Below are 12,739 nucleotides of genomic sequence, written 5' to 3'. Positions count from 1 at the left end.
ACGCGGGTCAGAAACAGGTCAATCGATATGTCCCCACGCACGCATGAAGCGGGCCAGACGGTCCAAACCTTCTAGTATGTCTTCGGTCGAACGCGCATACGAAAACCGCAGCGTGCCGCTTCCCCGCACCGGGTCGAAATCAAGCCCCGGCGTCACGGCAACTTCGGCCTCGTCCAGAATCGCACGTGCGAAGGCGCGGCTGTCATCCGTCAGATGCGAAATATCGGCGTAGACGTAGAATGCTCCATCGGGCGGCGCGATCCGATCGAACCCTGCCTTGGGCAACCCGTCGATCATCAACCTGCGGTTTTTACGGTAGACTGCCATATTCGCCTCAAGCTCATCTGGGGCGTCCATCGCCGCAAGGGCCGCCACCTGTGCCGCATGGGGCGCACAAATGAACATGTTCTGTGCCAACCGTTCCACCTGACGCACATTGTCGGGCGGCAGAACCAACCAGCCGACGCGCCACCCTGTCATGCTAAAATATTTGGAGAACGAATTGATCACGCAGACATCATCGCTGATCTGTAACGCGGTGACTGCTTTCTGCTCGTATTCGATCCCATGATAAATCTCGTCCGACAGAAAGGCCGCGTCCCTGTCTTGCGCGGCCCGGATCAACGCGCCAAGCGCATCTTTGCCCAGCATCGTGCCGGTCGGATTGGCCGGTGAGGCCACCATCATACCTTCGTATTCGACATCGTTCAGGTCTGACGGCTCTAACTGGTACCGCGCCTCGGCGCGGGTTTGGATTTCAACCGGTGCCAGATCCAGCGATTTCATGATCTGACGATAGGACGGATAGCCCGGAGCCCCAAGCGCAATCCGGTCGCCCGCATCGAACAAAGCCGAAAACGCGAGGATGAATCCACCGGACGACCCCGGTGTCACCACCACGCGGGCCGGATCAAGATCGACGCCATACCAGTCGCCATAAAGCTGCGCGATCCGCTGGCGCAATGCTGGCAGGCCCAAAGCGACCGTATAGCCAAGCGGATTGTCGCCCATTGCCGTGGTCAAGGCATCCCGGGCCAAAGCAGGTGCTGGCGTACCCGGCTGGCCTACTTCCATATGAATTATATGGCGTCCTGCGTCTTCGGCCTGACGCGCCGCTTCCATGACATCCATCACGATAAAGGGATCGACCGCCCCACGGCTTGAGTTCCGCATCATTCTCTTCCTACGGTGCCTGCAGCAGACCTAGGGGCGAAGACAGGGCAACGTCAATGTATCATACAACGCTGCACCTTTTGCGGGTGACGGGATTGGCTTTGTGCCTGACCGCTTTTATCGGCACCGCTCCGTCGCGTGCCGCAACCCTGCTGCGGGATGCCGATATCGAATATGCGCTCAAACAGCTGGGCGCGCCGATTCTGCGGGCCGCCGGGCTCAGCCCTAATCAAGTGCGGATCCTGCTCATCAACGACAACACCCTGAATGCGTTCATCATCGACACGCAGCACATCTTTATTCACTCGGGTTTGCTGACCAAGCTGGACACAGCAGCGCAAGTGCAGGCCGTGATCGCACATGAGGCGGCACATATCGCGAACGGCCATATTTCACGGCGGCTTGGCAACATGCAAACCGCCCGCACCGCAGCCGGGCTTGGAATGGCCCTTGCCGCTGCGGCAGCGGCATCAGGCGGCGGACGCGCTGCGATCGGGTTGGGCATCGGCCTTCAATCCTCAGCCATGCGCAGTTTTCTGGCCCATACCCGTGCCGAGGAAGCTTCCGCTGATATCAGTTCAGTCCGCTACATGGTGCGCGCCGGCGTCGATCCGCAAGGCGCAATCGACGTACAAGATTTGTTCCGTGGCCAAGAAGCATTGGCCGAAAGCCGCCAAGACCCCTATATGCGGTCGCACCCGTTGTCGCGCGATCGGTTACGCGCCCTGAAAGGGCTGGTCGCCGGAGCATCAGCACGCACTGCCCCGGACCCCGCAGCCAATTATTGGTTCGCGCGCGCCAAGGGTAAACTGACAGCGTTCACCCGCGCGCCAAGTTGGACACTGCGCCGCGCAGATAGCAGCGGCACTCCTGATATTGCGCAGATGCGTAAAGCGGTGGCTTATCACCGGCAAAGCGATCTGGGCCGAGCGCTGAACAATATCGACGCCGCGATTTCCTCGCGTCCGAACGATCCATTCTTGCGCGAACTCAAAGGCCAAATCCTACTGGAATCGCGCCGGGCTGCCGATGCAGTTAAAGTCTATTCCGCCGCAGCACGGCTCGCTCCTCGCGAACCGCTGATCCTTGGTGGTTTGGGCCGCGCGCAACTCGCCGCTGGAAACCCGCGAGACGCGCTACGCACACTGGAAGCCGCCCGTGGGCGCGATTTCAGCGACACACGTATCTTGCGCGATCTTGCCGTCGCATACGCCAAGAACGGCAAGAACGCGATGGCGTCGCTTGTCACTGCGGAACGCTATGCCGTTCAAGGGCGACTCAAGGATGCCGCCATTCACGCCAACCGGGCCGAAGGCGCATTGGCGCGCGGATCCGGCCCATGGCAACGCGCACAGGATGTGCTAAGTGCTGCTCAACGCGCCGGACGGCGCTGAGCCTGATGACTGGAGACCTCTCATGTTGAAAACCCGCCTCGCCTCGTCTGTCTTTGCCCTTACGTTGGCAACCGGCGTTCAGGCTGCTGACCTTGATCTGGACAATATGTCGGACGCAGACCGCGCCGCCTTTGGTGCGCAGGTCCGTGCCTACCTGCTTGAAAACCCCGAGGTGATCATGGAGGCCGTGCAAGTGCTCGAAGAGCGTCAGGCCGCAGAACAGGCTCAAGGCGACGTTGCTTTGGTTGAAAACAATGCTGAGGCGATCTTTAACGACGGGTACTCTTGGGTTGGCGGCAACCCTGAAGGCGATGTGACCATCGTCGAGTTTTTCGATTACCGCTGCGGGTTCTGCCGCCGGGCGCACCCGGAAGTGGCCGAATTGCTCGAATTGGACGGCAACATCCGTTACGTGGCTAAAGAATTGCCAATCCTTGGCGAAAACTCGGTCATCTCGTCCCGTTTCGCGTTAGCCGCGCGGGAAGTGTCCGGCGAAGAGGCTTATGAGGCCGCCAAAGAAGCGCTGATCGTATTGAACGGCGACCTCGACGACACGGTGCTGAGCCGTCTGGCCGACACGCTGGGCCTCGATGCCGACGCCGTGCTTGCCGCTATGGACAGCGACGCGGTGAACCAGCAACTGTCAAGCACCCGCGAACTGGCGCAAGCGCTTCAGATTAACGGCACGCCGTCTTTCATCATGGGTGACCAGCTGATCCGCGGTTATATGCCGTTGGAAGCTATGCAAGAAATCGTCGCCGAGGCGCGTCAGGACGGCTAGCCTCAGAACGTTAGGGCGTAAGGCGGTTTAAGCCGCCTGCGCCAAGACAGTTCCAAGGTATATTATAAGTTCTTACCGATGTGCTTGGTCAAGCCGCGTCGAAACGGCTTGCCCCTACTCCGCCGCTTGTTGCGTATTGGCGGCCTCTAACTCAGCCGCCTTTTTCTCAACTTCTTCAACGATGTGCTCGACCATTTGGTCATTCGACATCTTGTGGCTTTGTTTTCCGGCCAAATACACCATGCCCGACCCATTGCCGCCGCCAGTGAACCCAACATCGGTCATCAAAGCTTCGCCCGGTCCATTCACCACGCACCCGATGATCGAAAGACTCATCGGTGTCTTGATATGTTCCAGTCGTTTTTCCAAAGTCTCAACCGTTTTGATCACGTCAAAACCCTGACGTGCGCAGCTTGGGCATGAGATAATGTTCACTCCACGATGGCGCAGGCCCAAGGATTTAAGGATTTCGTAACCGACCTTAACCTCTTCGACCGGATCAGCTGACAAGGACACGCGGATCGTGTCGCCGATGCCCATCCACAGCAGATTGCCCAGACCAATCGCGGACTTGATCGTGCCTGATGTCAGACCGCCAGCCTCGGTGATACCAAGATGGATCGGCGCGTCAGTTGCTTCGGCCAATTGCTGATACGCGGCGGCAGCCATGAACACATCCGAGGCTTTGCAGCTGATCTTGAATTCGTGAAAATCGTTATCTTGCAAGATCTTGATATGATCCAAACCGGATTCAACCATCGCGTCCGGACATGGTTCACCGTATTTGTCGAGCAGATGCTTTTCCAGAGACCCGGCATTCACCCCGATACGGATCGAACAATTGTGGTCACGCGCCGCTTTGATAACTTCCTTCACCCGCGCCTCGGAGCCGATGTTTCCCGGGTTGATCCGCAGACATGCAGCCCCGGCTTCGGCCGCCTCGATGCCGCGTTTGTAGTGGAAATGGATATCCGCGACGATGGGCACCGGGCTTTCACGGACGATCTCTTTCAGTGCTCTTGAGCTGTCTTCGTCCGGAATCGAGATGCGCACGATGTCAGCGCCGGCTTCTGCCGCCGCCTGCACCTGCGCGACAGTCGCCTTGATATCCGGGGTTAGCGTATTGGTCATCGTCTGAACAGTGATGGGAGCGTCGCCGCCAACCGGCACATTGCCCACCATGATCTGGCGCGACGTGCGGCGGTAAATGTTGCGCCACGGGCGAATGTGATTGAGGCTCATGCAGCCCTCCTTCGACGGAAAGTGTCAACCAAACTGTACAGTTTATTCAAACGTATAGCTAGGCCCGCTGAACGGGTGCTTCAAGCATTCTGACGTGGGATGCGACGCTTAGTCGGCAGGTTGCTGGACTTCGAGCTCTGCCACGACACGGGCAAGATCGCTATCCGCTTCGATAGAAGCGACCGTATATGCTTGGCTGAGCTGATCGACCGACAGCGCGAGGTTTGACGTGACGGACCCACGGTCGCCAGCCGGACCATAGGTCTGACCGTTCATCGCGAAATAGATCGCACCGGATTCGCCAACGCGCAAGGTTGGCGGTTCTTCGGTCACCGGGACCTCATAGGTGTCGCCCGCATTCATGATCGTCTCGTAAATGACAGTGCCATCCGCCGCGCGCACCCTGATCCATGCAGGACGCACAGCGACAAGGGTCACTCCCGGCGCGCTGTCTTCGAGGATTTTGGGCTGGCCAATCGTCGGCTGAGTTGTGTCTTTGCCCAGACCGGCCATCACGCGAGACAAATCTTGGTCATCCCTGAGATCAGCAGGCTCAAGGATAGCGGCCAGTGTCGGACCATCCAACGCAAGATCGGACGTCACAGTACCAGAGGGGCCAACGGGCCCAATGGTTTGACCGTTAACCGACAGATACACGGCACCACTTTCGCCGACATTCAACAAGGCATCAGATTGCGAGGCAGGAACCGTCCATGTGTCGCCAGCCGCCATCACACGCTCAAATATCACCGACCGGTCATCGCCGCGCACTCGGACCCAAGCAGGTCGTGCGGCAATCACGGTGATTCCATCTTGTGGAAGCGCATTAGACGCGAACTGCGCTGCAGCTGGCTCTAAATCCACGCTTGGTAGATTTTGGGTCGCCACCTGAGCGAAGGCGCCGACGCTGTTCGGATCCAATGTGGAAATCGGCGCATCACGTGCAACAAGCACTGGCACGTCTAGCGCTTGCGGGCGGTACAGACGGTCAAACGCCTCAACGTTGGCGGGCGGTGTAAACACACCTGCAGCTGCCGCAGATTCAACGCTGGTGTCTGACGGTTCGGTTGGTTGCGTGCTGGTCTGGAGCGGGTCAAGATCGGATAGCACAACAGGCGTCTGGTCCACGGGTGCCAATTGAACCCGCTGCACTTCTTGCAAAACCGAATAGCCGCCATATCCGAGACCGCCCAACAACAAGGCGAGCACGAGTGTTGAGCCTACCGCGCCAGGTTCAATCCGAGACAGGAAGGAGTCACTTCCAGGAGCAAAGGGCAAAGCCGGTTGTGAAAACGGATCACGCGGTTGTGTCGTTCCCGACACGGGCGAAATTTCCGCGTTCTTGCGCGAGGACGCTGCGTCTGACATGCCGTGCGCCGTTTCAAACCCGCTTTCCGCGCAGAAGACGGCATATGTATCGTCCGGGTCCATCCCAAGATAGCGTGCGTAGGACCGCACATACCCGGCAATAAAGCCGGGCGTATCAAATGCCGTTGGATCACAGTTTTCGATGGCTGCAATATAGCTTGCTTTGATGCGCAACTCACGCTGCACATCAAGCAATGATTTACCGAGCGTTGCGCGCTCCCCTCGCATGACGTCACCAAGCCTGAGTTCGAAATCATCGAACCCACGCGGTTTGGCCTCAGCCTTATCCTGCGATAGCTTTGGGGATTTCCGCCCAATCATACTCGCTGCCCCTTGTCGTACTTACCGTCAACACGCTGCCTGCGTCGCGCGTTCTCAGGTGAGTCGAGTCGCGCGTTTTATTACTCTTTAGATAACATACGACAAGGTTTAATGCACTGATTCCAAGTGCTAGGCGCTAAGTTCGGCGCGATTCAGCGCACAATGCGCCCAAAGTTCGTCCATTGCTTGTACCAATTTATCGATCTCTTGCGAGCCGTGTACCGGCGACGGCGTAAACCGCAGACGTTCTGTTCCCCGCGGAACAGTCGGATAATTGATCGGCTGGACGTAGATGCCAAACCGGTCAAGCATCATGTCTGACATCTGTTTGGTATGAACCGGATCGCCCACGATCACCGGAATAATATGGCTGCCATGATCGACAATGGGCAGACCCAACCCTTTGAGCCGCATCTTGAGGATGCGCGCCTGCAATTGGTGCTGATCGCGCAAAGACTGATCCGTCTTAAGATGCGCGACAGAGGCCGCAGCCCCAGCAGCCACGGCAGGCGGCAAGGAAGTGGTGAAGATAAAGCCCGGCGCATAAGACCGGATCGCATCACACATCTTGGCAGAAGACGCGATATACCCGCCCATTACGCCGTAAGCTTTTGCCAATGTGCCGTTGATGATGTCGATACGGCCCATCAACCCGTCACGTTCAGCCACACCTGCCCCGCGCGGGCCGTACATGCCAACAGCATGGACTTCGTCGATGTAGGTCAGCGCGCCAAATTCATCGGCAAGATCACAGATTGCCGCGATCGGGCCGAAATCGCCATCCATCGAATAGATCGATTCAAACGCGATCACCTTTGGTGCTGCAGGATCATCTGCGGCCATCAATTCACGAAGATGTTCGACATCGTTGTGGCGGAAAATGCGCTTGGCACCGCCGTTGCGACGCACTCCTTCGATCATCGACGCATGATTGAGCGCGTCTGAGTAAATGATCAGTCCGGGAAAAAGCTTGGGCAGTGTCGACAGCGTCGCATCATTCGCGATGTACGCCGAGGTGAACAGCAACGCGGATTCTTTCTGATGCAGATCGGCCAATTCAGCCTCGAGCCGTTTGTGGTAAACCGTCGTGCCGGAAATGTTGCGTGTGCCGCCCGAACCTGCGCCAGTGGCATCAAGCGCCTCGTGCATGGCTTCAAGAACCGCCGGGTGCTGGCCCATACCGAGATAATCGTTGCCGCACCAAACCGTGATATCCTGTTCGGAGCCATCTTCCTTCCGCCAAACCGCATGCGGGAACTGACCATTCTGACGCTCAATATCGATAAAGGTCCGGTAACGGCCCTCGTCGTGCAAACGATTAAGAGCATCGTCAAGTTTGTCTGCGTAGTTCACCGGCGTCTCCTTCAGTCTGCGATCTTCAAAGGTGTTCTCCATCACCCCGTGTCGCATTCACGTTTTAGAATGGATATAGATCACATATCCGCATGACAATGTGCTTAAGGAATGACCAACCGTCGCAGCCTTGATCTGCATCAAGCCCGACTTCGCTTTGCAATGAACGGCCTGTAAAAACTACATTTTTTGCACACCATTTGCAGATGAAGCCCCCATCGGAGTGCTCTGGACAGTCCGATAAGCAGTGATACGGTCACACCAAACACCAGAAGGAGCCCGAAAATGTCCGTTGATCCCGTCCTTGCACGTATTGATTCCAATCTCCCGGACAGCCTCGAGCGCCTTAAGGATTTTCTGCGCATTGCGTCGATCTCAACGGACCCTGCATTTGCCACAAATTGCGACAAGGCCGCCGACTGGCTGGTCGCAGATCTTCGGTCCCTTGGGATAGATGCGGAAAAACGGCCCACACCCGGGCATCCGATGGTGGTCGGTCATGTAGATGGCCCCGGCCCACACCTATTATTCTACGGTCATTATGATGTGCAGCCAGTTGATCCGCTGGACCTTTGGGACAATGACCCTTTCGACCCACAAATCGAAGACACGCCGAAGGGTAAAGTCATTCGCGGTCGCGGAACATCTGACGACAAAGGTCAGCTCATGACCTTTATCGAGGCCTGCCGTGCTTGGAAGGCTGAAAAAGGCACCCTTCCCTGCAAGATCACTTTCTTTTTTGAAGGTGAAGAGGAATCGGGGTCTCCGTCACTTGTCCCCTTTCTGAAGGAAAACGCGGACGAGCTGAAAGCCGATATCGCCTTGATCTGCGACACAGGTCTTTACGACAGCCGCGTGCCCGCGATCACAACGATGCTACGGGGGATGTTGAAAGAAGAAGTCACCATCACTGGCCCCAGCCGCGATCTGCACTCGGGCATGTATGGCGGCGCGGCAATGAACCCGATCCGGGTTCTTTCCAAGATTATCGCCGCCCTGCATGACGACAACGGTAAGGTGACAGTCCCCGGATTCTATGATGGCGTATCGGACATCTCAGAGGACATGCGCGCGCAATGGGACGCGCTTGGCTTTGATCACAAGGCTTTTCTTAATGACGTGGGGCTCTCCGAACTTGCTGGCGAAGCCGGTCGTAGCGCATTGGAAATGATCTGGGCACGCCCCACCTGCGAGGTCAATGGGATCGGAGGCGGATATCAAGGCGCAGGCTTTAAGACAGTGTTGCCCTCGAAAGCCGAAGCCAAAATCAGCTTTCGACTCGTCGGTGACCAAGACCCCATCGCCATCGACAAAAGCTTCCGGGCGATGGTTCAGGACATGTTGCCCCGCGACTTTGCGGTAGCTTTCAACAGCGATGGCGCTGCGCCAGCCTCGGTCATGTCAATCGACAACCCAGCTTTTGAAAAAGCACGCATCGCGCTGAGCAATGAATGGCCGGATGAGGCAGCCTTTATCGGCAGCGGTGGATCGATCCCCGTTGCAGGTTACTTCCAATCTTTGCTTGGAACGGAATCCATGTTGATCGGGTTTGGCAAAGATGACGACCAAATTCACAGCCCAAACGAGAAATACGACGTCGAGAGTTTTCATAAAGGCACAAGAAGCTGGGCGCGCATCCTTGATGCATTGCGCGAACAACAAGCCTGAACGGAAATGCCCGACCTTGCAGCACTTAAGTTAAAAGGAAATTATCTTTCGTATATTGGCCCCACGGCGATCTAATTGTGAACACATTTTCACGCGAATAGTTAACGCCATGAGACAGGTACAACGAAAACAAGATCGTAACGATTTCAACGCCCGCATCCAGCGGCTTGATCCAGCGTTTGCATCGATCCCCATCAAGGAACGCGAAGACCGCAAGCCTTGGGAAATGGGCAAGAAAGCTTCGCGTAAGTACGACAATCCAGTCATGATGACGATCTTCGGATTTGGGCTTGCAGTCACCGCATTGTTCACAGCGAACAACCCTGAAGCAGTTCAGACACTTCTGATCCAGTCCGGTTGGCCGGTACAATTCATTAGCTATGCGATGAACGGCATTTCGATCCTGTTGATCGGACTCATTGTCTTTTACCTCGCGAATGCAGTCCGCATTGTGAACCCGCGTGCGACGGGCCGCCGGAACGCAGCTGGTCTGGTCGTTGGGGCCATTGCCGCACTGGGCGTCTCAACCCTTGATGACAGCCACTTGCAGGCCGGACTTCAGTATGCCGGTCTGGAAAGACCGTCTGACATTCTGACCATCGCGCAGACTGAACCAGACCGGGTTTTCCGGAGATGTTGGAGTTCGTCACTCAGCGGCTATTTTAGCCGTGAGCTCTGCGTTGTAAAAGTTCCTTTCTGCGGTTGCGGGTGAGATATATCCGAGCGGTCCAAAGAGGCGTTTCGTGTTGTACCAATAGACCCACTGCAGGGTGGCCATTTCGACGTCCTTCTTCCCAGACCAAGGCCCCTCATGCTCGATGACTTCGGTCTTGTAGAGGCCGTTGATCGTCTCTGCGAGAGCATTGTCGTAAGAGTCTCCAACGCTGCCAACCGAGGCACCGATTTTGGCGTCTTCAAGACGTTCAGTATACTTGATGGACAGGTATTGAACGCCGCGATCACTGTGGTGGGTGAGCCTGTCACGATCCGGATTTCTGGCAGCAAGCGCCTGGTCAAGAGCGTCTAATACCAACTTGGTATTGGGCGACGAGGAGACCTGCCAACCAACGATAAAGCGGGCAAAGACATCGATACAGCGTTTCCACTTATTCATGAGGTGTATCCGGCGGCTTTGAAGAAGTTCCAGCATTCTTCCGGGTTGAAGAGATCGCAGATCTCGCCGATTGCGCTGATGAGGTGATCGAAGGTTCTTGCGCCGATCCGTCGGAGATGGGCCTTGAGCTTGGAGAAGGCCATTTCTATCGGGTTGAGATCGGGGCTGTAGGGTGGCAGAAACAGAAACCAACACCCATTGGCCTTGAGCAACGCCGCGGCCTTGTCGGTCTTGTGGGTGGCCAGGTTGTCGAGGATGACGACGGTGCCGGGCTCGAGCTCGGGAGCGAGGACCTTTTCGACGTAGGTATCAAAGGCGTCTCGATCCATCGCGCCCGAGATCACCCACGGTGCGACGATCCCTTCGGTGGACAAGCCCGCAATCAAGGTCTGGTTGCCCCATCGCCGAAACGGTGCGCTCCCCTTGAGACGCCGGCCTTTCGGGCACCGGCCATGGGACCGGGTCATGTTTGTGTCGGTGCCGGTTTCGTCCAGAAAGATCAATCGCTCGGGCTGGTCGAAAAACCAGGACCACCTCTTCTCCCAGCGCTACGAGCGCGGCGCCACGCTGATCACCAGCAATCTGCCCTTCGATGAATGGACCGAGACCTTCGGCACCGAGCGGCTGACCGGCGCGCTCCTCGACCGGTTGCGCGAGATGGCTTCCGGTCGGAATGATAAAGCGTGATGACGTTCTCGCATTCGACGATGAGTTTGGTGCCACGCAGACGCTCGAGTTGCTGGATCTCATGACGACGCCTCTCGATCTCACGGGCTGCGTCCTTGCCTTGGGCTGGCCCGCGGCGTCTGGCGCGAGGTGGTCGGCCCCGAGCCGTTCCCGATCCCGCCCTACAGCCGCGACTGGGGCGAGACCGGGCCGCGCGAGGTGCTGGCCGAGGGCGCACGCCGGATGATGATCGAGGTGGAACCTGCGGTGGCCGATCCCGGGGCGCTGGTTCTCTTCCGCATGAAGCCCCGCGCCATCGCCAAGCATGTTGGGATCCTCACCGGGCCCGACAGTTTCCTCCACGCCTATGAGCGCCTCGGCGTGATCGAGGAACTGCTTACCCCATCTTGGCGGCGGCGTATCGCCTTCGCCTTCCTGTTTCCACAACGCTGAGATTCCCACATGGCCACTCTCGTTCTCGGTGCCGCCATTGGCGGCAGTATTGGCGGCGCGATCCTCGGCGTCAGCGCCGCCACCATCGGTGGCTTCATCGGCTCCACCATCGGCTCGGTTGTCGACAGCTGGATTATCTCGTCCCTCGCGCCAACCCAGAGGATCGAGGGTGCGCGGATGGACAACCTGCGCATCACTTCGGCCAACCGCATCCCGCAGCTGAGTTTCGAGGTGTTCCGCCCGCTGGCCGACCCGGACACGGCAGAGGGTCTCACACAAGCGGTCTCCATGATCCCGGCCTCAGGTGAGTTCGCCTATGCCACGCAGGGCATCCGGAAGGGCGGAGGCGGCTCGTCCGAGCCCGAGAACCTCAATGCACTGACCGACACTGCCGACATGGTGGTGGCGCTGGACCGCCTGCAGGCCATGGCACCGAAGGTCGAAAGTGTGTCTCTGGTGGTGGCCTGGTTCGGAGACGATCTTCGGGCAGGCAATTGCAAGGTGCGACCCGGGGTCGAGGTCACCGCGAAATCGACCACGTCGTCGACATGGTCCGTGAATGGTGTCAGCCGGGCGAATGCCTTTCTTGTCAGCTGCGACGACCAGAATCGTCCGGTCTATGGCGGCACGCCTGCTGACTTCGCTGTGGTGCAGGCAATCCAGGAGATGAAGGCCCGTGGGCTGAAGGTGACCTTCTATCCGTTCATCCTGATGGACGTGCCGCCGGACAACGCGTTGCCGAACCCGTATTCCGACAATGCCACCGAGGTGGGTCAGCCCGCGTTCGCCGAGGCCGATCTCGGGCTGCCGTGGAACTGGCGCATCGGTCCTGCAAGCCGGTCTGTCAGCGACGAGACATATGTCGCGGCCTCCTTCAACCCGGTTGGCGTGGGTCTGCGGCCGTTTTCAGTCGCCCATGTAGAGCAGCCATGGCGCAAACCCCGTGCGACGTAGCCGACCATCCCCTCGACAGCGCCCTTGTCGTTCCCCTTCCCGGGCCGACCATAGCGATCCCGAAACAGGTAATGCGACTGCAAGCCGCTGAACAGCGCGGCGCGGATGCGCGTGCCGTCCGGTTGGATCTTCGACACCAGGCCGCGGTCGTTGTCGTAGAGCACCGACTGCGGCACCCCGCCGAAGAAGTCAAACGCGCGGACATGGCCGTCTATCCAGGCCTCCGCCGTCGCCGCTGGATAGGCCCGGACG

9 protein-coding genes and 5 pseudogenes are annotated in these 12,739 nt (G+C 58.1%); 7 read left to right on the top strand and 7 right to left on the bottom strand.

What is annotated here, in order from left to right; genetic code table 11:
- Positions 1 to 18: 18 nt before the first annotated feature.
- Positions 19 to 1,173 (bottom strand): pyridoxal phosphate-dependent aminotransferase, encoded by a 1,155-nt coding sequence (locus ACTG4M_RS03200; protein ID WP_439122256.1) that lies wholly within the window; start codon positions 1,171 to 1,173, stop codon positions 19 to 21.
- 56 nt (positions 1,174 to 1,229) lie between these two features.
- Between ACTG4M_RS03200 and ACTG4M_RS03195 the strand changes: the two genes are divergently transcribed.
- Together ACTG4M_RS03195 and ACTG4M_RS03190 are read left to right on the top strand one after the other, a co-directional pair.
- Complete coding sequence (locus tag ACTG4M_RS03195; RefSeq protein ID WP_439122187.1) at positions 1,230 to 2,567, top strand: M48 family metalloprotease; 1,338 nt, start codon at positions 1,230 to 1,232, stop codon at positions 2,565 to 2,567.
- 22 nt (positions 2,568 to 2,589) lie between these two features.
- Positions 2,590 to 3,348 carry a DsbA family protein gene (locus ACTG4M_RS03190; RefSeq protein WP_439122186.1) on the top strand — a complete coding sequence of 253 codons (759 nt, stop codon included), beginning with the start codon at positions 2,590 to 2,592 and terminating at the stop codon, positions 3,346 to 3,348.
- Positions 3,349 to 3,462: 114 nt separating this feature from the next.
- Here the strand turns inward: ACTG4M_RS03190 and ispG are convergent, their stop codons facing one another.
- From ispG to hemA, 3 genes are all read right to left on the bottom strand, one after another.
- Positions 3,463 to 4,590: a flavodoxin-dependent (E)-4-hydroxy-3-methylbut-2-enyl-diphosphate synthase gene (ispG, locus tag ACTG4M_RS03185; RefSeq protein WP_439122185.1), complete on the bottom strand. Its 1,128-nt coding sequence runs from the start codon at positions 4,588 to 4,590 to the stop codon at positions 3,463 to 3,465.
- Between the two features lie 108 nt (positions 4,591 to 4,698).
- Positions 4,699 to 6,279, bottom strand: a complete 1,581-nt coding sequence (locus ACTG4M_RS03180) for a helix-turn-helix domain-containing protein (protein ID WP_439122184.1) — start codon at positions 6,277 to 6,279, stop codon at positions 4,699 to 4,701.
- Positions 6,280 to 6,408: 129 nt separating this feature from the next.
- The gene (hemA, locus tag ACTG4M_RS03175) at positions 6,409 to 7,632 is read right to left on the bottom strand and encodes a 5-aminolevulinate synthase (protein ID WP_439122183.1); all 1,224 of its coding nucleotides are present in this window, start codon (positions 7,630 to 7,632) and stop codon (positions 6,409 to 6,411) included.
- A gap of 285 nt (positions 7,633 to 7,917) precedes the next feature.
- Here hemA and ACTG4M_RS03170 point away from each other — a divergent pair, with 285 nt between their 5' ends.
- The gene (locus ACTG4M_RS03170) at positions 7,918 to 9,300 is read left to right on the top strand and encodes a M20/M25/M40 family metallo-hydrolase (RefSeq protein WP_439122182.1); all 1,383 of its coding nucleotides are present in this window, start codon (positions 7,918 to 7,920) and stop codon (positions 9,298 to 9,300) included.
- 109 nt (positions 9,301 to 9,409) lie between these two features.
- Complete coding sequence (locus ACTG4M_RS03165; protein ID WP_439122181.1) at positions 9,410 to 10,012, top strand: hypothetical protein; 603 nt, start codon at positions 9,410 to 9,412, stop codon at positions 10,010 to 10,012.
- On the opposite strand, the pseudogene ACTG4M_RS03160 reads toward ACTG4M_RS03165, so the two are convergent.
- A pseudogene (locus tag ACTG4M_RS03160) lies at positions 9,947 to 10,393 on the bottom strand (DDE-type integrase/transposase/recombinase); the annotation flags it as partial. The gene ACTG4M_RS03165 and the pseudogene ACTG4M_RS03160 overlap by 66 nt on opposite strands.
- Before the next feature lie 17 nt (positions 10,394 to 10,410).
- A complete protein-coding gene (locus ACTG4M_RS03155) occupies positions 10,411 to 10,881 on the bottom strand; it encodes an IS630 family transposase (RefSeq protein ID WP_439121325.1) in 471 nt (156 codons plus the stop codon).
- 67 nt (positions 10,882 to 10,948) lie between these two features.
- On the opposite strand from ACTG4M_RS03155, the pseudogene ACTG4M_RS03150 reads away from it, so the two are divergent.
- The 3 pseudogenes from ACTG4M_RS03150 to ACTG4M_RS03140 all read left to right on the top strand — a co-directional run.
- A pseudogene (locus ACTG4M_RS03150) lies at positions 10,949 to 11,065 on the top strand (ATP-binding protein); the annotation flags it as partial.
- 96 nt (positions 11,066 to 11,161) lie between these two features.
- Positions 11,162 to 11,533 (top strand): annotated as a pseudogene (locus ACTG4M_RS03145) (peptidase); the annotation flags it as partial.
- Positions 11,534 to 11,542: 9 nt separating this feature from the next.
- Positions 11,543 to 12,358, top strand: a pseudogene (locus ACTG4M_RS03140) (hypothetical protein); the annotation flags it as partial.
- 116 nt (positions 12,359 to 12,474) lie between these two features.
- On the opposite strand, the pseudogene ACTG4M_RS03135 reads toward ACTG4M_RS03140, so the two are convergent.
- Positions 12,475 to 12,739: pseudogene (locus tag ACTG4M_RS03135) on the bottom strand (IS21 family transposase); the annotation flags it as partial.

Origin of the sequence: Marivita sp. (genome assembly GCF_965656765.1) — a bacterium.
Taxonomy (GTDB): Bacteria; Pseudomonadota; Alphaproteobacteria; order Rhodobacterales; family Rhodobacteraceae; genus Marivita.
Note: the sequence above shows the minus strand (reverse complement) of the source record. Positions and strands in the feature narration are given on the sequence as shown.

Bases quoted from the DNA above. Each gene is read 5' to 3' on its own strand.
- ACTG4M_RS03200 (WP_439122256.1), bottom strand. From the start codon at position 1,173: ATGCGGAACTCAAGCCGTGGGGCGGTCGATCCCTTTATCGTGATGGAT.
- ACTG4M_RS03195 (WP_439122187.1), top strand. From the start codon at position 1,230: ATGTATCATACAACGCTGCACCTTTTGCGGGTGACGGGATTGGCTTTG.
- ACTG4M_RS03190 (WP_439122186.1), top strand. From the start codon at position 2,590: ATGTTGAAAACCCGCCTCGCCTCGTCTGTCTTTGCCCTTACGTTGGCA.
- ispG (WP_439122185.1), bottom strand. From the start codon at position 4,590: ATGAGCCTCAATCACATTCGCCCGTGGCGCAACATTTACCGCCGCACG.
- ACTG4M_RS03180 (WP_439122184.1), bottom strand. From the start codon at position 6,279: ATGATTGGGCGGAAATCCCCAAAGCTATCGCAGGATAAGGCTGAGGCC.
- ACTG4M_RS03170 (WP_439122182.1), top strand. From the start codon at position 7,918: ATGTCCGTTGATCCCGTCCTTGCACGTATTGATTCCAATCTCCCGGAC.
- ACTG4M_RS03165 (WP_439122181.1), top strand. From the start codon at position 9,410: ATGAGACAGGTACAACGAAAACAAGATCGTAACGATTTCAACGCCCGC.
- ACTG4M_RS03155 (WP_439121325.1), bottom strand. From the start codon at position 10,881: ATGACCCGGTCCCATGGCCGGTGCCCGAAAGGCCGGCGTCTCAAGGGG.